The sequence below is a fragment of the Pantoea allii genome (assembly GCF_002307475.1).
GTDB classification, from domain to species: Bacteria; Pseudomonadota; Gammaproteobacteria; order Enterobacterales; family Enterobacteriaceae; genus Pantoea; species Pantoea allii.
In genome coordinates this window covers 250,803-269,625 of the sequence record NZ_NTMH01000030.1, presented here as the reverse complement: position 1 = coordinate 269,625, position 18,823 = coordinate 250,803, and the positions used below count along the sequence as shown (strand labels likewise).

16 protein-coding genes are annotated in these 18,823 nt (G+C 54.7%); 1 reads left to right on the top strand and 15 read right to left on the bottom strand.

What is annotated here, in order from left to right:
• Positions 1–11: 11 nt before the first annotated feature.
• The 15 genes from CMR03_RS10745 to CMR03_RS10675 all read right to left on the bottom strand — a co-directional run bounded on the left by CMR03_RS10745 (position 12) and on the right by CMR03_RS10675 (position 17,508).
• Positions 12–2,570, bottom strand: a complete 2,559-nt coding sequence (locus CMR03_RS10745) for a fimbria/pilus outer membrane usher protein (RefSeq protein WP_096011506.1) — start codon at positions 2,568–2,570, stop codon at positions 12–14.
• Between the two features lie 90 nt (positions 2,571–2,660).
• On the bottom strand, positions 2,661–3,347 hold the full coding sequence (locus CMR03_RS10740) for a fimbrial biogenesis chaperone (RefSeq protein ID WP_063878249.1): 687 nt from the start codon (positions 3,345–3,347) through the stop codon (positions 2,661–2,663).
• Positions 3,348–3,425: 78 nt separating this feature from the next.
• Positions 3,426–3,947 (bottom strand): fimbrial protein, encoded by a 522-nt coding sequence (locus CMR03_RS10735; RefSeq protein ID WP_063878248.1) that lies wholly within the window; start codon positions 3,945–3,947, stop codon positions 3,426–3,428.
• Between the two features lie 495 nt (positions 3,948–4,442).
• A complete protein-coding gene (locus tag CMR03_RS10730; protein WP_063878247.1) occupies positions 4,443–4,991 on the bottom strand; it encodes a tyrosine-type DNA invertase in 549 nt (182 codons plus the stop codon).
• Positions 4,992–5,709: 718 nt separating this feature from the next.
• Positions 5,710–6,444, bottom strand: coding sequence for an SDR family NAD(P)-dependent oxidoreductase (locus CMR03_RS10725; protein ID WP_063878246.1), 735 nt, complete (start codon positions 6,442–6,444; stop codon positions 5,710–5,712).
• A gap of 3 nt (positions 6,445–6,447) precedes the next feature.
• Positions 6,448–6,696 (bottom strand): acyl carrier protein, encoded by a 249-nt coding sequence (locus CMR03_RS10720; RefSeq protein ID WP_063878245.1) that lies wholly within the window; start codon positions 6,694–6,696, stop codon positions 6,448–6,450.
• A 71-nt stretch (positions 6,697–6,767) separates the two neighbouring features.
• Positions 6,768–7,580, bottom strand: coding sequence for a MaoC/PaaZ C-terminal domain-containing protein (locus CMR03_RS10715; protein WP_096011505.1), 813 nt, complete (start codon positions 7,578–7,580; stop codon positions 6,768–6,770).
• Positions 7,581–7,583: 3 nt separating this feature from the next.
• On the bottom strand, positions 7,584–8,849 hold the full coding sequence (locus tag CMR03_RS10710; protein WP_096011541.1) for a beta-ketoacyl-[acyl-carrier-protein] synthase family protein: 1,266 nt from the start codon (positions 8,847–8,849) through the stop codon (positions 7,584–7,586).
• A 15-nt stretch (positions 8,850–8,864) separates the two neighbouring features.
• Complete coding sequence (locus CMR03_RS10705; RefSeq protein ID WP_096011504.1) at positions 8,865–10,253, bottom strand: efflux transporter outer membrane subunit; 1,389 nt, start codon at positions 10,251–10,253, stop codon at positions 8,865–8,867.
• Positions 10,250–12,196 (bottom strand): ABC transporter permease, encoded by a 1,947-nt coding sequence (locus CMR03_RS10700; protein WP_096011503.1) that lies wholly within the window; start codon positions 12,194–12,196, stop codon positions 10,250–10,252. Before CMR03_RS10700 ends, CMR03_RS10705 begins: the two co-directional genes overlap by 4 nt.
• Positions 12,189–13,349: an efflux RND transporter periplasmic adaptor subunit gene (locus CMR03_RS10695; RefSeq protein ID WP_096011540.1), complete on the bottom strand. Its 1,161-nt coding sequence runs from the start codon at positions 13,347–13,349 to the stop codon at positions 12,189–12,191. Before CMR03_RS10695 ends, CMR03_RS10700 begins: the two co-directional genes overlap by 8 nt.
• Positions 13,350–13,372: 23 nt before the next feature.
• Positions 13,373–15,514 carry a peptidase domain-containing ABC transporter gene (locus CMR03_RS10690; protein ID WP_096011502.1) on the bottom strand — a complete coding sequence of 714 codons (2,142 nt, stop codon included), beginning with the start codon at positions 15,512–15,514 and terminating at the stop codon, positions 13,373–13,375.
• Positions 15,515–15,560: 46 nt separating this feature from the next.
• On the bottom strand, positions 15,561–16,508 hold the full coding sequence (locus CMR03_RS10685; RefSeq protein WP_096011501.1) for a lysophospholipid acyltransferase family protein: 948 nt from the start codon (positions 16,506–16,508) through the stop codon (positions 15,561–15,563).
• Positions 16,509–16,510: 2 nt separating this feature from the next.
• Positions 16,511–17,182: a DsbA family protein gene (locus CMR03_RS10680; RefSeq protein WP_096011500.1), complete on the bottom strand. Its 672-nt coding sequence runs from the start codon at positions 17,180–17,182 to the stop codon at positions 16,511–16,513.
• A 134-nt stretch (positions 17,183–17,316) separates the two neighbouring features.
• Positions 17,317–17,508, bottom strand: coding sequence for a DUF4762 family protein (locus tag CMR03_RS10675; protein ID WP_063878238.1), 192 nt, complete (start codon positions 17,506–17,508; stop codon positions 17,317–17,319).
• 769 nt (positions 17,509–18,277) lie between these two features.
• Here CMR03_RS10675 and CMR03_RS10665 point away from each other — a divergent pair.
• The gene (locus CMR03_RS10665; protein WP_158087018.1) at positions 18,278–18,820 is read left to right on the top strand and encodes a YhfG family protein; all 543 of its coding nucleotides are present in this window, start codon (positions 18,278–18,280) and stop codon (positions 18,818–18,820) included.
• Positions 18,821–18,823 lie beyond the last annotated feature (3 nt).

The window sequence follows — 18,823 nt, the reverse complement described above, 5'->3', positions numbered from 1 at the left end:
CCTGTTCCGCCTTACCGGCAGGCTCCATTAATAAGTTGAATCCCCGAGGTGGCCGACTGTTCATTCAGGCGATAACTCACCCGGCAGGTCTGTGCCGCCGCAGTCCCCCATTTCACCGTCAGCGTTCCGCTATCCGGCATGCCCGACAGATAAACCTGCCCCCCGTCGCCGACAATGCTGCCAGTGCTCTTTTTGTCATCATCAATGCCCGCGGTTGCGCCAAACGGCACCGGCTCGCCGTTAGCGCGGGTGAGCGTCATCAGCACGCGTTGGCCCACGTTTGGCTTGAAGTCTGCACGCACCACAGCCCCTCGCGTGGGGATGACCGACGCACTGGTCAGCGTCATATCCACGTTGTCCGGCAGGGTCGCGGTATCAAGCGAAATCTGGTTACGGCGATAGGCGGTGGCGTAAGGTACGACGGCATAACCGCGCCAGTCGGTTCGTACCCCGGTATTGCTGGCGATGCTCACATCGTTCGCGCCCGGGGCTTTCACCAACACCAGCGTTTCGCTGAGGGGCTGTGAAAGCGTGACCCCATTTTCATGGACCACAATGCCGCCCTGCAGGCCATAATCCATGCGGCGCTGGCTGTGGTCATAGCCGTAACCGGCGTTCATTTCACCGTAAGTGCCTTTATAGTCGGCACTGGCATAACCGTTCGCGCCTTGCCCCTGAGTGGTGTAACCCTGACTGAGGCTGTAATTCAGGTTGTCGTCACGTAACGCCGTCCCGCTGAGGCCCACGTTATGCGAGGTATTGCCATTTTTGCTGCTGTTCAGGTTATAGGTGGCATAACTGCCCGGCAGCCATTTGCTCAATGGCACACTGAGGTTCAGGGCGATAATCTGGTCGGTGTAATAGGTGCGGTTGCCATTGCCGTCCATGCCGTTGCGGTTATAGCTGTAGTTCACACCGTATGAGATCCCTTTCCAGGTGTTGTTGTAGCCGATGCTGGCCGACTCACTGGAGCGGTTGTTATTCCAGTAGGCTTCTTTCACCAGGCTCAGCGAGAGTGCGCCACCCTGCTGCCATAAGTTCTGGCTGAGCGTGAGTTCGGCACGGCTCTTCTTGTGATCGCGGTTATCGTCATTGCCTCTGCCGTAGCTTTCGAGCGCTTCCTGCAGGGTATAAAATCCCGCCGTCGAATAACGGTAACTGGCAAGGCTGAAGTTGGTTCCGGTTTCAACGAAGCTCTTACCGTAGCGCAGGCGATAGGACTGCCCGTTTTCTTTCACGCCATTCTCCTGGCGGCTCCACGCCTGGGTCACGTCAGCAGAGAGTGCCCCGATGCGCCCCATATTTTGTCCCAGACCGAGGGCCAGCGACTGGTATTTACTCGCAGCCTGCAGCCCGCCGTAGACGGTCGCGCCATGCGGCAAACCATAGATGGCGGTGCCCTGCGTAAAGGGCATTTTTTCAACCTCATCGTTGTACGACCGGTACTGACCGCTGGTGAAGCTGTATTTCAGGTGCCCTTCACGCTGAAGAACCGGTACGGAAGCAAAAGGAACGATCAGGGTGCGTTCGGTGCCGTCCGCTTCTTTGATGGTCACATTCAGATCGCCACTGCCCGCCGTTGGATAAAGGTCAGAAATGGCAAACGGCCCGGCAGGAACATAGCTCTGATAGATCACATAGCCGTTCTGGCGGATGGTGACCTGGGCATTACTCTGCGCGATGCCGCGTACGACAGGTGAATAGCCCTTCTTGCTGTCTGGCAACATATCGTCGTCAGACGCGAGTTGAATGCCACGGAAAGGCACGGTATCAAACACTTCCGTTGGCGAGTTACTGTCGCCCAGCGTCAGCTGACTTCGCAGTATCTGGATATCGCGCTGCAGGTAAGTATTGATGGAGTTCCAGCTGTCTTGACCTTTACTGTCCCGGTTCCACGTTGAATAGTTGCGCAGACGCCAGGCACCAAGGTTTGCGCCGGAACGCAGGTTCAGATAATAGGTATTCGTGTTTCGGGCATCATTTTCCCGCGCTTCGGTGTTGGCACCGCTGAAGCTGTAATTGAGCAGCAATGCCGGAATGCCCGGGTCCCACAGCTCTGGCGAGACATAACCGCGCGCTTGCGAATTTAACGCCGCCTGCGGAATGCTCAGTTCCAGCCGCTGCTGATCAAAACGGAATATTGCGGAGGATTGCGCTATTGCCTCGGTAAAATTGGCGCAGGCATCCGTGGCCTGAATATCCGGGAACATGCCAATTCTTACGCCCATCTCTCGCAACTGCTCGCCACTCAGACAGGGCTGAAGGCGTTGCTTACCGGACGCATCCGTTGCAAGGGTAAAGGTGACATCCTGTGTATCGACCTCGGAACCATTAAGATAAATATCCACACGATAGGTGCCGGGTGGCTGCAATTCGCCGTCTTCGAAAATGGATAAATCCGCTTTTCCCTGTACAGGGTTATCGATTTCTAATAAGGCCGGGTTGAAGTATTCCGCTGCACTGACCACACCCGTTCCGCCGATGAACAGCGCAACCTGACAGGCCACGAGCTGTGCAAGACAGGACAGTTTGAAACCGGCTGACGCAGGAATATTTGTTATTTTTTTCATTGTGTTTGTTCCAACTCATCACGCAGTTTGGCGCCTGCGTGCATCACTTCCTTATAGGCGACAGGCGTAATGCGCCCCCCGACGACGAGATCAGAGACTGCCCGTCAGAACCTTGCTGGTACCGCCATAGTCATTGATAAACTGCCAGGTCAGCGATCCGCCGGCGACGCTGGCGGGCAAATCGAACATGGCATCGGACTCAGGGGCGACCAGGGTGGCATTTTTGACGTCAGTGCCGTTGATCCTGACGTTGAAAAAGGTGATGTAATGCGGAGAGGGATTCGTCACCTGAAGCTGGTTACCCACTCGTTTCCAGGTCAGCGTTTTGGCCGCCTCTTCCAGCGTGCTTTTCAGACCAGCCGGACGGAAAATCAGTTTGATACGCGTTTTCACCGCAATTTGCAGGGTGTTTTGCCGTTTCTCTACAGAAGGAATGGATTTGATATTGAGCCAGAACAGCGACTCTTTGTTCTCTGGCAGATCGCCACCCGCCCGTACCACGCGCAAAATGTTTTGCTGATTCCCGTCCAGACGGAATAACGGCGGCGTCACGATAAACGGGGCTTTATTCGCCTGTGCGCCCGGCGCGGTATCCCCGCTGTCCACCCATGACTGGATCAAGTACACGTTTTTGTCGGGATTACTGATATTGATGGATGACTCTTTGTTTGCACCGTCATAGATCAGACGCGTGCCGCCGACGACGACGCCAGCCTGCGCGATCGTGCAAAAAGTCGTTAATACCACTGCCAACGCTGTTTTGCGCCAATTCTTCATGGTGTCCCTACCTGCCCTGAAACATTCAAAAAGATCAGAGGCAACAGCGGCCTCTGATCTGCTACTACGAACGCGAAATTACTGATAAACGACGGTGAACTGGGTTACCGCGTTTGCATCACCCACGGTGACGGAATCTGCCACGGAGATGTAGCGCGCACTGAAGTCCAGGTTGTTAGGACCGGTGCTGACCAGAGGGTAAACCGAAGAGTCTTCATACAGCGGGACGACCCGGTTCTGGCTGTCAGAAATCTGCACACCCACACCTGTTGCTGTGCTGTCGCCAGCGGTCAGGGCCAGAATGCTGTTGTCGCCAGAAACCTGGGTACCGTCAAAACGCACGGTTGCACCCGTGACGGTGTCAGGGCAGTTAGTCAGGACCAGAGTGAATTTCTTCGGCGCAGCCAGAGAACCAGCACCCGCGAAAGCGGTACGTGCGATGTTGCCCAGGAACACGTCCTGGTTCTGAGACGCAGTGTCAATCGTACAGGCTGCATCGGTAATGGTTCCGGTGAAGTTCACGGCGCCATCAGAAGCGAAAGCAGAAGAAGAAATAGCGGAAGTCGCCATCAGAGCAATAGCAATAAGCGTTTTTTTCACGAGAATTATCCTGTAAACAATTAAAATCGATATGCCTATAACGCGGCGATCGAATTCGTTATGACAAAACCATCTGTCATTCCTTTATTTAGTTCATGAGACTCCGTCTCAAATTAATAAATCGCCGAACGGTTTTACCCGAAAGACAAACGATTCATTTTGAACTAAAGTGACTCCTTTGGTTTTTTACACCTTAAAGCAGGGATAACTCAGGATAAAACACTTAAAAACAACGATTTAAGAAGATATAGATATAGTATTTTTTAAGCTAACGTAATGCGGAATATAAAGGGGTGACACAGAGATAAGAAAAAACCGAGGGGTGCAGGGAGGTAATTAAACAGAAAATCTTCACATAACACTTTGAAATTTAAATAGTTAAAATAAAATGTTACTCGATAATACAAACAGTATTGACAGGAATATAACAGCTCACTAAAGTAAGCTCCAATTTAGTTCAAAATGACTCCATTGTAATAACTCGTTACAGCTTATTTACCACACTTCTTTGAATCGCTGCGCGTTACTTGCCGTATAGATAACGGTGTTCTGTATATTACGATGGCCTAAATAATCCTGAATCAAACGGGTATCTATTCCCCGGTCAGCCAGCGCAAAACCACAGCCATGTCTTAACATATGAGGATGCGCATTAATTGTCAGATTTGCCGCCTGACTATAATTTCGGATTAACCAGTAAATGCGTTGCCGGGATAATTTTGTGCCTCGGTTAGAAAGAAATAACCAGTCTGTTTCCGCACCACGATAATGATTTCTTTTATTCATCCACAGCGATAATGATTTACGTTCACGTCGGTAAAGCGGATGAACGGTAGAAAAGCCGTTTTTTAATCGATGAATATAAATATTATTCCCCTCTATATCGATATCGGACAGTCGCCAGCTGCTGATTTCACTGACTCTACAGCCGTGGATGAAACACATCCAGATCAGGCAGTAATCCCGCTCTGGGTGCTTGCCGTGCAGGGTCGCTTCAAGCAGCTTCTCGACTTCAGACGGCGTCAGGTATTTACGATTTTTCATAGTGTCTCTTCATATTCATGTGGTCTCAGATAAACATTCAGTCCGGTGGCACTCACCCAGAAATGCTTTTCTGACAGGGTCAATACGCGCGCATTAATACAGCGCGTGCGAAGGATGTTTTGTGCAATAATAGCGATCAGTTTTCCCGGCTGTTTATAAAACCTCCTTTACGTAACACGTGAATAACTTACGGATGTATTTTTAATATACGTCTTAACAGACAATACATCAAACAGAAGGCAATGAAAAAAACGGCGGGATTAATCCCCGTGAAACTGTGAGGATATAACCGAGGGATTTAATTACATTAACATTTTAAATTTCGCACAGCATTTAATCTACGGATTAATGGTTTTATTTAACATCAACGCCGTTACCGCACGACCTAAAACGCCTGACTAACGGCTTATGCCCACCCTTTCTGTGCTTTTCTGGCCGGGATGACTTATTTAGGCGCACGTATTTACAAGGATTTATCTCAGATCCCGCGCCGGATTCGATAAGAGCCGTGCAACGTTTTTTAGATGAGGCTGACTGACCCGGCGAAAGGCCCCTTTTGCCCGCCGCATTGAATGCCGTTGAGTGCAATCAGCCGCAGAAGGGACAGGTTAAGGATAGCCAGCAGGAAAGAGGCAGAACGCGCCTGACAAGTGGTCGTCAGTAAAAAAAACAGGACGGGTCACGTCCTGTTTAAGCAGAGCAGAGATCAGGCCGGGGATCAGGCAGAAAGACCGCCATCCAGAATGAGGGTTTGACCGGTCATATAGGTGCTGTCGTCACTGACCAGCCAGGCGACGGCACCCGCCACTTCATCCACTTTGCCAAAGCGTTTCAGCGGAATAGTTTTTCGCAGTTCCGCCCGTTTGGCGTTGGGGATGGTGGCCATAATCTGAGTGTCAATATAGCCAGGCAACAGACTGTTGACCCGCACGCCAAAGCGACCCAGTTCCACCGCTAAGGTGCGTGCCAGCCCAATCATCGCGGCTTTGCTTGCCGCATAGGCGCTTTGCCCGCTGTTGCCTTTCACGCCGGTCACCGACGACATCAGCACCACCGAGCCTGTCCCCTGCATCATCATGGGTTCGAGCAGATGATGATTCCAGTAGAAGAGAGTATTCAGGTTGGTGTCCATCACCTTACGCCAGTTCGCCGGGGTTTGATGAATGTGCAGGGCATCAAGGGTAATGCCGGCATTGTGGACCAACGCATAGGGCGCGCCGTAACGCGCCAGCAGATCGGTCGCCAGCCGGGTCACCGCCTGCTCATCCCCGCCGTCACATTGATAACCTTCCACCCTGCCGGGCAACGCCTTGCAGGCAAGCTCCACCTCGCGCGCTGCGCTTTCATCCTTGCACCAGGTGAACACCACATTCCACTGTTTTGCCAGCCGCAATACCGTCGCACGGCCAATCCCACGGCTTCCACCGGTGACTAAGATCCATTGATTACGCATGGCTTACTGGCTTTTTTCGCTGAGGTACTCGCACAACTCGCTCAGCGTCATGTTGACGTTACTGGCGAACATTTCGGCCTCAATCGTGACGCCAAACTCTCGCTTCGCCAGCACCATCAGTTCCACATAATCCAGACTGTCGAGTTTCAGCAGATACAGCGGCATGTCCGGCCGGAGACTGGTCATCTCCAGATCTTTTGCATCGCACAGCATCTCGCATACCTTGGTGTAAACTTCATCAAATTGAGCCATTTTTTATTCCTTTAGTTCAATGATTTACTTATGTTCAGATCGAATTTTTGGTTAGTGGTATAGATATGTTGTTATTCAGCCAGCGGCCCGGTTTTCAACGTTACCGTGACGGTCATCAGCGGCTCATTGATGCGCCAGGCCTGAATGCCCGTCACTAACACCAGGCCGGCCGCTTTTTCGCCCATGACCAGCGTCGGCTGGATGGCATAATGCAAAGGTTCACATTGCAGCGCGTTTCCCGCCGTCTGGAGCAGCCACGGCGAAAAATGGGTCTGATGATGGGTCTGCACCACCTGTACCCGGCTGAATATGTCCCCCAGGCAGGTCGCGTGATGATCGGGCAGAAGACGGTGTACGGTGTCGAGCGTTTCCGGGGCGTTCACCAGTTGACGAAACAGCACGGCATCAAAAAAGCTCCATAACGGGATAGGGAGATTTTCCACCGCCTGAAACTGGCGATACAGTGCCGCCAGCGCCGCCCCACGCAGGGTCTTCGCCTGGCTGACCGGCGATAACGCCAGCGGTTTCGCCTCGGTCAGCTTGCTGCTGATGCTGCTCTGCAGGGTATAGCTGTTAACCAGGTTGCCGCTGATCTGTACCCGGTCACCGGTGTGCGTTTCGTTTAACGACAGCTGATAGGGAACGCTGCACAGCACGGGATCGCGCAGCCGGCTGGTGAACAGCAGACCGTCCGACCACAATGTGTGTTTTTCCAGCGCCTGGCTGAGCCCGGCCTTCACATCCAGCAGCGCGCGCATACCGTGGACGCATAATCCGTCCAGGCCAAGACGTCTCGCCTCGGCGGCATCAAAATGAATCGGATTGCGGTCTCCGGAAAACGCGGCCCAGCGCTCCGCGTCACGCAGCGTATAACGCACCGACATGCTTTATTCCCCCCGACCGATAACCAGCGCCGCGTTCGCGCCGCCAAAGCCGAAACTCAGGTTGAGCGTTGTGTTCAACGCCGCCGGACGGTGTTTATTGGGCACATAATCCAGATCGCACTGCGGATCGGGCGCATCGAGATGGCAGGTGGCGGGGATAATCTGATGCTGCAAGGCCTGCAGGCAGATAATAGATTCAAAGCTGCCTGCGGCCGCGATCAGATGACCGCTATAGGATTTGGTACTGGAACAGGGCGTGGCATAAGCCGCCGCCTCACCCAGCGCCATTTTGAGCGCCTCGGTTTCGTTGAGATCGTTAAGCGGCGTGGAGGTGCCGTGCGCATTAATGTAATCCAGTGCGCTGGCGTCAATGCCGGCCTGGTTCAGCGCGCCGCGAATGGTCTGTACCCGGGCAATTTTGTCGTCAGCCGGTGCGGTAAAATCGAAGGCGTCCGAGTAATTGCCGTAGCCGAGAATTTCGCCCAGTATGGTCGCACCGCGCACTATGGCGGATTCCCGCGCTTCCAGGCACAGCACCGCCGCCCCTTCGCTCAGGACAAAGCCGTTGCGATGCTGGCTAAACGGACAGCAGGCACGGGTTAACGCCGTTTGCTCACTGGCCAGCGCCCCCAGCACATCAATATTCCATACCGCTGAATCCGAGCGCAGCGACTCGCCTGCGCCTGCCAGCATCATGTTGGCGCGCCCCTGACGGATCAGCTCAAAGGCATCGCCCACGGCGATGGTGCCGGTCGCACAGGCGGCCACCGGCGTGTTCTGGTATCCCCGAAGCGCCCACAACAGACTGACGGCCGCCGTGGCGGCGTTGGGCATGGAGAAGAAACAGCCAAATGGCGATCCTACGCCGGTGCGCAGGAAGTCCTCATAATGCAACTGGGTTTCGTCCTGCCCCGCCCAGCCGGTGCCCATGATGACGCCGCAATCGCGCAGATCGTAGTGCTGCCCGGGCTTTTCATCACCAAAGGCCATCTGCATGGCTTCCCGCGCGGCGGCCAGGGTAAGCCGCGCGAAACGCGGCAGGCGGCGGCGGATCGCGGCAGGAACGCCGTTGAGTGAAGGTTCTTCATCGATCAGCCCGTAAAAACGGGATTTGATCCCTGCGGCAGACTTGTCGCAATAGCGATAGCCGGGTTTGTAGTCCATGATGGCCGCCCAGCTTTCAGCGGCATTCATCCCCAATGGCGTGACCGCACCATAACCGGTGACCACCACCCGACGTGGCGCGTTCGCCGCCTGTAAACTGTCCATTTGCATGATTCATCCTTAGTGATTCACTGTGTCGTCTTCCCCGCCGCCCAGCGCCAGCCAGAGCTTCATCGTGGAATAGAGGTAGTTGTATTGCGTGTTCAGCAGCGCGTTTTCGCTGTCCAGCAGCGTATTCTGCGCATCCAGCAGCGTTTGATAGGCCACGGCACCGTGGCGATACTGGCTTTCCACCAGCGTCAGCCTTTGCTGGCTCAGTGCGAGGTTATCCCGCTGCCGCTGTTTTTCCTGCTGCCAGGTCAGGCGCTGTGACATCGCGTTGTCGATGTCCTGCAACGCGCTGTAGGCGGTTTTCTGGAACTGGATGGCCGCGCTTTGCACCTCCAGATCGGACTGTGCAATCGTCAGTCGCACCTTATTCCACTGGATAAAGGGCAGATCGAGCGCCGATCCAAGCGTTCGGGCGGGATTGCTGAACCACTGCCGGAACACCGACGCCCCGGCATTCAGGGAGGCATTGAGCGTCAGCGTGGGATAAAAATTCAGCCGTGCCACGTCCGAACCGGCCAGCGCCGCGCGCAGGTTCAGCTCGGCGGCCCGCACATCCGGCCGTTTGGCTATCGTCTCCAGCGGCAGGCGCTGCGCCACCGGCACAGACTGTTCGCTGTCCAGCGAACGGCGCTCTGCCGGATATTGCCCCGGCGGACGGCTCAGTAAAATCGCAAGGGCGTTACGGCTTTCCTCGCGCTGCTGACTGAGATCGTGCAGGCTGTTTTCCCGGTTCAGCACCGTTTGTTGCGCCTGCAGATAATCAAGCTGGCCGAGATCCCCGGCTTTCCAGCGCGACGTCACCCTCCGCAGCGTATCCCGGGCAATGTCCAGACTGCGCTGCAGGTTCCCGATTTGCTGATTCAGACTGGCTATCTGCCAGTAGAGCTGGGACACCGTGCCGATCAACGTCAGGGCGGTGGCACGCAAATCCTGTTCTGAGGCTTTGGCCTGCCAGTCCGACTGCTCACGCGTGCGCGCCAGTTTTCCCCACAGATCCAGTTCATAGGCTGCCGTCAGCGTGTTGCTGTAATTTTCCACGGAGGCCGTATCACGCCGTAAATTCTTACTGTTGCTGGCGCTGGCGTTGACCGAAAAATCAGGCGTCAGCGTGAGATCGGACAGGCCCGCCGCCAGCCGTGCCTGCTTAAGCTTGATGCCCGCCAGGGCTAAATCGTGATTACTTTGCAGCGCGGCGACGATAAGCCGCGACAGCTGCGGATCGCCAAAGTTGTCCCACCAGTGCGGGGTGAATGTCGCCACGCCTTCGCCGGTATCCTGTACGCGCCAGGCGTCAGGCACCGAGAGCAGGGGCCGCTGATAGTCGCTTTTCAGTGCCTGGCCGCAGCCGGTCAGCATCAGCGCCATCAGCGCCGTGGAGAATTGCGTCAGCCTGTTCATTCGCGTGCCAGCGCCTCGGTCGGGTGCAGCCGGGCGGCGTTGCGCGCCGGGAAAAAGCCAAACCCCAGCCCGATCAGCGCGGAAAACCCGCAGGCCAGAAGGATGGGCGGCCAGGTGAAAATCATGCGGAACTCCTGGGTAACCTGAGAAAAAATCAGCCCCGCGATGCCCGATCCGACAATGCCTGTCAGGCCGCCAAGCGTACAAATCACCATCGCTTCAATCAGGAACTGGCGCATGATGTCCACCGGACGCGCCCCGACAGAGAGACGAATGCCGATCTCATGGGTGCGCTCCGTCACGGATACCAGCATGATGTTCATCACACCCACGCCGCCCACCAGCAGCGAGATCCCGGCGATCGCCGTGATCAGCAGCGTCATGGATTCTGAGGTTTTGCGGATCGTCTTCGTCAGTTGATCGTTGGTCAGGGTGAAGAAATCGCGTTTGCCATGGGCCGAGTCCAGCCGTTGCTCAATCTGCTGCTGCGCCGTTTCAATCGGGTAACCGTCAGCAATGCGCAGGGTAATGGACTGCAGCGGCGTATCACCCGACATGCGTTCAAGCAGCGAGGTATAAGGTATCCAGGCACCTGGCTGCTCGCCGACAGACTTCGGCCCGTGTTTGTCCGCCACGCCAATGACCCGGAATGGCACCCCGCCAAGCTGGATAATCTCGCCCAGCGGTTCCTGCCCGTCGGCAAACAGCGTGCTGCGCACGTTGGGATCGATGATGATCACCGGCTCACGATCGTCGAGGTCGCGTGGCGTAAAACGGTTGCCGGCAACAAAATGCAGGCCCTGCACGCGGAAGAAACCGTTACTCACGCCCAGCAGCGATACCAGCACCTGTTTCCCCCCACGGATCGCCCGCACGGTTTTGCTCACCACCGGCGACAGGCTGTCGGTAAAGGGCTGTTTGCCCAGCAGCGCCACGTCTTCCAGCGTCAGCGACCGCTCAAAATCCGGGCGCGGCTGATCCCAGCCCAGACCGGGCTGGATTTCGATGGTGCTGGTGCCCAACTGGCTTATCTGGCTCAGAATGTTTTGCCGCGCGCCCTCGCCCACCGCCATCGAGGACACCACAGAGGCGATGCCGATAATGATGCCGAGCATGGAAAGAAACGCGCGGATGCGATGCCCCAGCAGCGAACGCCACGCCATGCGCACCGCTTCTTTGATGCTTTGCCAGACGGTGGTGCGTCCGGTCGCGGCAACCGTGGGTAATCCCTGCGGCTGGCCCTGTTGGCTCGCCGGGTTGGCATGGTCGGCGACGATCTGGCCGTCGTGGATTTCCACAATGCGCTGACACTGCGCGGCGATGCTGCGGTCGTGCGTCACGATAATGAGCGTATGACCGGCCTGGTGCAGACCATGCAGAATGCCCATCAGCGCCTGCCCGCTGGCGCTGTCGAGTGCGCCGGTGGGTTCATCCGCCAGAATCACCGGCGCGCCGTTCATCAGGGCGCGCGCGATACTGACGCGCTGCTGCTGACCACCGGAAAGCTGCGCTGGCCGGTAGTGCATGCGCTGCCCCAGCCCCAGGCGCTCCAGCAGGTATTCGGCACGCGACTGACGCGCCGAAACGGGCATGTCGGTATACAGCGCCGGGATCGTGACGTTCTCGATGGCGGTCAGATAAGGCATCAGGTGATAGCGCTGAAAAATAAACCCCAGATACTGACTGCGCAGTTGTGCCAGCTCGTCACTTGTGGCGACCTGAGTGGACACATTCATAATGCGCATCTCGCCTTCCGAGGGTTTATCCAGGCACCCCAGAATATTCATCAACGTGGACTTACCGGAGCCGGATGCGCCGACAATCGCCAGCATTTCACCGACGTGCACTCGCAGGGAAATGTCCTTCAGCACCGTCACCGCCGCGTTGCCCGTCCCAAAACGACGGGAGATATGAGAGAGTTCAATCACCGGCGCGCTAGCCATTGGCGGCCCCTGCGGTGTTTTGCGTGACCACACGTTCGCCTTCACGCAGGCCCTCTTTCACTTCAATAAACTGCCGGTCGTTAATCCCCACGCGCACCAGCCGCTGTTCGGTTGTCTCCCCTTTCACGACCTGCACAGCGTAGCGGCCATCACCCTGCGGCTGACCCAGCGCCATCACCGGCAGGCGTAATGCGTTTTTGGCTTGTTCGGTGACGATAAAGACCTGTGCCGTCATGGAAGTGCGCAGCCGGTGGTCGGGATTCGGCACGCTAAACACGCCGTTGTAATACACGGCGGAAGACTGCTGAGGCTGACCGCGCAGGCTGCTATCCTGTAGGGCCTCGTCAGGCGCGTCCTGCAACGCGCCCATCACGCTGTGATAACGATGATGCGGGTCCGCGACCACGTAGAACGACAGCGGCTGGCCGGGATGGACTTTCAGGATGTCGGTTTCTGAAATACGGGTTTGCACCGTCATGGTGTCCACGTTCGCCAGCACCAGGATCGTCGGCGCGGTTTGCGAGGAGACCACGGTCTGGCCCTCTTTGGTGACGATCCCCAGCACCTGACCGTCCATCGGTGCCAGAATGCGCGTATAGCCCAGGTTGGCTTTCGCCGTTTCCAGCGCCATCTGCGCCTGCACGATCTGCGCCTCATTCACTTTGATCTGTGCTTTCTGGGTATCCACTCTGGCCTGCGCCTGCTCCAGGTTGCTTTTGGTGCCTGATCCTTCACGATCCATCTGCCGCTGGCGTTTCAGCTCCTGCTGGTACTGGGTTAAGGTAAATAACGACGCCTGTTTCTGCGCCATCGCACTGTCCAGCTCGGCCTCGGATTTACGCAGTTCGCTCTGTTGCAGTGTTGGATCAATTTCCGCCAGCAACTGCCCTTTGGTGACCCGATCGCCGGCACGTACATAGAGCTTTTTTAACTGACCGTTGACCTGTGCGCCCACGTTCACCTGCACAGAGGGTTTAAGAATGCCGGTGGCCAGCACGGTTTTTTCAATATCACCGCGATCGATAACCTGCGAGACCTGCGGCACAACGCGGTCAGACAACATGCTGTGCAGCACCCAGGCGCCGCCCGCCAGCAGAATAAGCAGCAGCGCGACCAGCAGAAAAACGGGTTTAGAGAATTTTGCGGTCAGCACGGGACGTTTTTTTATGACGGCACTCACGCCGGTTCCCCCTGAGGCAGCCTGCCCGTCTCCGCCGCGTCCTGAACTTCTTGCATCTGTTCATTTCTCAGCACGCAGATGCGGTCAAACAGCGGCAGCGCCGTTTCACTGTGCGTCACGGCGATCAGCGTTTTGCCGTATTCACGGCAGTGGTCGATCAGGGTTTGCATCACCTGCAGCGCGGTCTGTTCGTCAAGGTTGGCGGTGGGTTCGTCCAGCACCATCACCGGACAGTCGCTGTACATGGCACGCGCCAGCATCAGCCGCTGACGCTGCCCCAGCGACAGGGCGGGATGGCTTTCGCGGATCAGCGCGTTTTGTTTTCCCGGCAGGCTGTCAATCACCCCGGTGAGCTTCAGGCCGCGCAGGGACGCATCAATGCGCAGCTGCTTTTGCGCATCGTGATGACGATCGAACAGCGTGATATTTTGCAGGACGCTGGTGTTAAACAGGATGTCCCCCTGGCTTTGCAGGAAGAACAGCTTCTGCGCCTGACGGGCGCTTACCTGCTCGCCATCCACAAGAATTTCGCCGGACTGGGGCGCGATAAGCCCGGTGATCACTTTCAGCAGCGTACTTTTACCGGCCCCGGACTCGCCGACAATCGCCAGGGTTTCCCCCCAGCATAACGCCAGAGACACGTTGCTGAGCACCGGCTTGCCCGGCTCGTAGGCAAACTGCAGCGCACGGTAATCGAGCCGCTGGGTGAAGTGGACGGGCGGTACGAGCGCCCCGGCGTCCTCGTCTTTTTCTGCCTGCGGAAACAGATCGGCAGCGCGCGTATCAATGACGTGCAGCTGGTTTTTCTGCAACACCGAGAAGAAAATCTGGGTGATATAGGCGGTAAAAATCTGGCGCACAAAGCTGTAGGCGAAGAACTCCCCCAGCGAGATGTGGTTGTCTTTCAGCAGCGGTAAGGCCAGCAGCATGAAAAACACCATCTCCAGGCTGCCAATCAGTTGGTACAGGCTGCTCTTGACCTGTTCGTACACCTTCTGCTTCTGCCTGACGTCAAACAGGGCCGCGGCAAAGCCAGCAAACGCCGTCTGGCGCTGGGCGCTTAAGCCCGCCGATTTCAGCGTGGCGAAACCCTGGATAGATTCCAGCAGAAAGTCACTTTGCTCCGCGCTTTTCACCTGCACCTGCTGGGTGTAATAGCGATCGCGAAAAATCGCCCAGACGCTGACCAGGCCCATTAAGGTCACGCCCACGGCGGAGATTGTGGCAAGCTGCGGGCTGATGTAACACATCACCGCCAGCGCAATCACGCCCACGATCCAGTCTGTGCGCAGACTGTTATCCAGCTCGATTTTCTGGGCCGCCGCCATCTGCCAGTTGGCGAAGCGACTGTAGATCTCACCCGGACTGCGTTTTTCAAAGTACGCGAGCGTATTGCTCAGCAGGCTGGCGAACCCCCTGACGCTTTGCATCACCACAAACCGTTTGATAAAGCGCTCGGTGACGCTGCGCACGACAAAGGCCAGCAGGGTTGATACCACAAACGCCAGCAGGTAGTAGAAGTACGGGAAATCGCGTTCACCGCCGGAGGAGAAGACATTGTTGATGGCCGAACTGACCATCACCGGCATGATGAACAGGGTCAGCGACACCAGAAACGCCAGCAGCATCAGGCGGTAAATGCCCGGAATCCCTGCCGTCTGTTTCAGGCTCATGCAGTCCAGCGCGCGGAAGCGCCGCGTGCGCTTGTGGGCTGCCACGGCGGGCTTTTCGCCGATGGCGTCTTTATCCAGCACCAGCGCATAGCCGCTGATTTCGGAGCGCAGCGCGGCGATGGGTAACAGTTGCTCGCCAATCGCCGGGTTCATCACGCACACATAGCTGCCCTGACGGTAGGCCAGCAGGACATAATGGCTGGCGCCGTAGTGCAAAATGGCCGGTAACGGCAGCTCTGCCAGCTCATCCAGGTCGAAAGCCACCGGATACGCCGGAATCCCCAGGTCGGACAGGATGGCGCACAGGGTTGACAGTGCGGTGCCGTGGGCCGACGCCGGATACTGTTCGCGCAGCACGTCCAGCGGCACATCCATTCCCTGGGTTTCCGCCAGCATAGCAATACAGGCCAACGCACATTCATTGGTTTCAGCCTGATAAACGATTTTTGGAATACTATTTTCCATAATTTAACCCCTAAAACGCCCTGTTCTTTTCTCTTGTGATGGCTGTTTAGTCATTAATAAAAAACAGTGAGTGGGAATGCCACAGCATCCAGTCAGTCGAATAATCCCGAATGCTTTGCTCGATAATGCGCGGCATATCATCCTTGAGTTTTCTGGCTGCAACGGGAGGGTGAATTACTATCTTTAATCCGTTATCAAAATAAAGATGATAAAACACCACCTGCGCGGACATCATTCTGGCCAACCGGATAATTCCGCTGTGTAAACTGGCCGGACGATCAAATAAGCGACAAGGTAACTTCTCGGCTTTGTCTTTACTGGCAAACTGGGTGAAGTCCGGCGTAATGTCGGGGAATAAAATAATATTGCGTTTATTCTCCGCCGCCGCCATCACCGAGGTCATTAAGTTTCCGGCAATATTTTTATTATCTTCATGAATCGAACAATAGGTGAGATCTAACCCACCCAGCCGCCGCTCGGCTTCGGAATGCGCATCCGCACTGCGGGAGGTGATCACCGTGGCTTTCCCCGGATAGGCCGCCGCGCCCACCATCGTGGTCAGGATGTCCGAGACCATGTGCAGCGGGGCCAGAAGCACCGGCTGCCCTGCGCGCTGGAGCGGCTCCACCACGTCGTTAAGCTGTGCCGAACAGGCCGCCAGCTCGCGCAACAACCGGCGATTCTGTCCGTAGGTCACTGCCTCAATCAGCAACTTTCGCCGCTGGGTCAGCCAGATATAATCAAATTTTCTATTATCCCGCAGCAGGCACTGACGGTTTGATTCCGCCACCGCTGCGCGCCATTTCACATCACGCGGAATTAATTTTAAAAAACGCCTGACGTGGGCAAACGCAAAAATAATACGGTAGTGGAAACACCGAAATAATAAACAATGCGCCCTGTAGCCAGCCAGCTGGAACTTATACGCCAGCCACTGACATCTGGCGGTGAGGTTCCGCCAGAACAGCGCGCACCACAGGGCATAAAATTTCATTATTACTCCGGTGCCTTACCTGTTTCTAAAATAGAGAGCAGTTTGTCAGAGAAGGCCGGGAAATCACGATCCTGAATCGCCATCCATTTTTTCGCGACAATAAAGGTCGGCGTGGCGTTGATATCGTAATACTGCGAAACGCGCGTCATATAATCCAGACGCGCTTTCACGTCGGCGGACTGACTGACTTTGTGATATTCCGCGACGTTAATCTTATTTTTTTCCAGCCACGCGTCACGCTGCGTCGCATCGCTTAAATCAATCTTGTCTTTCATCACCGCATCATAGGCGCTCTGGCGATGGGCTTCTTCAATCCCCATGACTTCCAGCGTGGCGAACACCGGGGCATAGCGCGCCAGCCCGGCCTGACTGTCCAGGCTGAGGTGTAAACGCACCAGCTTTTTACCTGGCGGCATCCGTTTTTCCAGCTCGTCTACGTTCTTTTCGTTGATCTCACAATAATGGCAGCCGTAAGAGAAGATCTCGATAATATCGTCGCCGTCGGCAATCGGGCTTTTATCCAGTTTCTCGGTAGAAAGCGAGGTCAGCACCTGCTGTTCTGCACTGCTGGTTTGATTTAACACGAAGATATGGAACCAGGCGGTGGTAATCACTGCTGAAATAACCGCAACAAAGACGGTATAGGCCAGCACGTAAGAAATTCTTTTTTTCATGGCGGGCTTCGATCCTGAATACAACAATAAGGCACATTCAGTATTTATCAGGAAGGCGTTGTATATAATACACAACGCCTTTAAGAATAAATATTACTGAAATTTACTCTTATTTAGTGATAAAGAGCGATATCTTAGCCTGCGTTTCCGCAGTTGATGATAGCGGCTGGGGTGAAAGTTTTCGTCACCACACCATTTTTATCGGTACAGGTTTTTACTGCGTTACATACCGTGGCGTCGCCCACCAGGTTCAGCTCAAAGCTGTTTACACACGTTGTTGTTCCACCGACAACTGCGCTTGCTTCAGACATATTGATTTTTTTCATCTGTGATTTCCTTATTTTATTATTACGATTAAGTAATATGAGCATGATATCAGATGGCATATTTCATGATATGCCATGCCAGGGTGATCGAGGGAATTGCCTCCCTGGCATACCGTAATGATCGTCTTACATAAACATGTTACAGAACGTCATTATCGGACACGGCGCATTCTAGTGGCGGTTTTTTAATTAGGCAATACACTTAAAACGCCGCATGTTAATTAAAAAGAGTTATTGTGTTATTAAGGCCATCAGATCTTTCTTATATAAGATACTGCCTTATTCCGAAGGCAGACTTTATTTCCCTATCTGACACCGATTTTATTTTTATCTACCAGGGATATTTCTGAGAAAAAAACAGGCTGAATGGATCGTAAAAAATAATTTTTTTTAAAATTTTTTTGATGTGGGTGGAGATGGAGTGGGTTTTGGGTGAGTGAGGGGCGCACTGGGCATGTCGCACAGAACGAAAAGCCTGAGAAAAGCGCTGGTCGCGTGAAGGAGATGAGGCGTTAACGCTCAGGACTGTGTTAACGAGCAAAACCCCTCCCTGTCTCAGGGGCTGGGTTCTGCGCGGACCTGGGTGAACCGCTCAGGGTGGACAGGCTGCAAGCGTTACCTTGAGGCACGGCGTTTATTTTCAGTAAACCTGTGGCTGGCAGCCATGTCTGAACACAGGACAGGCTGATTAACTGGCTTATGCTGAGGGACATGTGCCAAATTTTACGTTGGCTGGCCTGTGGATGCTCTGCTGTGCAGGTATCGGGCCATGCCTCACAAAATCTCTGCGCATCCTTCTCGCTCTAATTGTATAATAGACCGCCTATTGGTGATGAAGGTGTTAATCGATATGAAAGTAAGCGAAGTATTGAAAGCATCGACAACAGATGATCTCAGAAAATTTGGCTCCTACTTCGAGCTTAAGAACAGTTTTGAACAAGAACTGAATAATAAGCTCGAGGTTAATGGCTGGGATTCCTTCTTCATTAAAATTAAAAAGCTTAAGAACATTGTCTCTTCAAACAAAGAGGCATTAGAGTCTGCCTGTAATAAAGAAGACTTTAAGCAATCAAAACAAGAAGTGTCGGACATTCTGACAATCAATGTCAAAGCCAAAAGCTGGACGGAACTGAAGCAAAAAGTTGATTCATTCATTTTTGTTTTTTGTTCAGGCGTTTTTGATCCTTACGCGCATTACGAGCAAACAAAATTAAAAAAATTCAAAGGTAGCTCAAAGCTGGAAGGTATCGACATTGATATTTCAAATGAAAAACCATCGCTGGAAAGTGTCCTGAAAAAATACAGGAGGTAATGC